The organism is Novosphingobium sp. KN65.2 (assembly GCF_001368935.1).
GTDB classification, from domain to species: domain Bacteria; phylum Pseudomonadota; class Alphaproteobacteria; order Sphingomonadales; family Sphingomonadaceae; genus Novosphingobium; species Novosphingobium mathurense.
The window spans coordinates 1-1502 of sequence record NZ_CCBH010000100.1; the positions used below are offsets into that span (position 1 = coordinate 1).

The following is a 1502-nucleotide window of genomic DNA, read 5'->3' on the forward strand; positions in this document are numbered from 1 at the left end:
GTGCCTTATGGCGAACGAACCCTTGCCAAAGCCAACGGCGCGAAATGGGATGCCGCGCGCAAGAGCTGGTATGCGCCGGAGGGCGCAGACCCGGAGAAGCTGGCGCGCTGGAAAATAGACAATCAGCCGCGCCAGCAGGAGGCGAAAAGCCCGGAGGTCGAGTTTGCCGACGCCATGAAATCCCTTGGCCTTGAGGTTCCCGCAGGGCACCCGATGATGGACGGGAAGACCCACCGCGTTCCCGCAGCGGGGGACGGCAAAGGCGAGGCGGCGGGCTTCTACGTCGCGTTCACCGATGGCCACCCCGCAGGCTATATCAAGAACAACCGTTCAGGGCTGGATATGCGCTGGAAAAGCACCGGCTACACCTTGAGCGAGGAGGAGAAGGCCCGCTTGAACGCCGAGGCGGCCACCAAGCGCGAGGAGCGCGATCGGGAACGGACGGCGACATATGACGCGACGGCCGAGCGCGTGCAGCAGCGCGCCGCGCAATGCCGTCAGATCGAGCAGGCAACGCCCTACATGGAGAGGAAGGGCATTGCGCCGACGATCGGCGCGCTCGCCAGCGCCAGCGATAATACAATCCACCTTCCGGCGATCGACACCAGCGGCAAGCACTGGACGACGCAATATATTCAGGAAGACGGCACGAAGCGTTTTGCGAAGGAGAGCCACAAGGAAAGCTGTTTCCATGTGGTCAACGGGGGCGTGACGCCGCAGGCCGCACTAGCCGCGCTCGACAAGGCCCCGCGCATTATGATTGGCGAAGGCTACGCGACGATGGCGACCGTCTCTAGCGTGGTGGACCATGCGACCGTCGCGGCGTTCGATTCCGGCAACCTTCCCGCCGTCGCAGCCGCGTTGCGCGAGCATTACCCCGACAAGCCGATTTTCATCATGGGCGAGGACGATCAGCGCGTCTTGGAGAAATTCGGCTACAATCCCGGCAAGGAGAAGGCGACCCAAGCGGCGCAGGCCGTGAACGGCGTTCCGGTCTTCCCGACCTTCGCCCCCGGCGAGCAGCAGGCCGACCCGGCACGCTTCACCGACTTCAACGACTTGCAGCAGAACAGCCGCTTGGGCCGTGAAGGCGTGGTGCGCCAGATCAGGGCGGCGATCGAGAACCCGCGTCAGCAGGAGCGGGAGGCTCCCCGGATCGAGCTGGACGACGAACGCGAAAGGAAGCGTTCCGGGCCGGTTATCGGAGACGATCGACCGGCCCAGCGCCGCAGCGTTCGACGCTAGATCAAGCGGAAACCAGCTTCCTAGAATAGTCGAGGGAACGGAGCGCGGTTTTGAGATGGAAGGCGGTTATGTCGTCGTCCATCTCCACCGCGATAACGAGGCTTTCCCGCGCGAGGTCTATAGCGTGGAGGAGGCCGCGATATTGTTCATCGCTCAGGTCCGTGTCTCGCATTGTTCTCGCAGTTCGCGGGGCCTCCGCTTCATCCACGGTCAGGGTGACAGGCTCCCGATCGTCATGGCCTTCGGCCTCTCGCCTC

The 1502-nt window shown here is 63.9% G+C and carries 2 protein-coding genes; both read left to right on the forward strand.

The annotated features are described in order from the left end of the window. Positions 1–1245 (forward strand): DUF5710 domain-containing protein (locus SPHV1_RS03715; protein ID WP_231634508.1); only part of this gene is annotated, 1245 nt, incomplete at its 5' end. Positions 1246–1300: 55 nt separating this feature from the next. Then, positions 1301–1502: hypothetical protein (locus tag SPHV1_RS24815; RefSeq protein WP_156367234.1), on the forward strand; the 202-nt coding region annotated here is incomplete at its 3' end.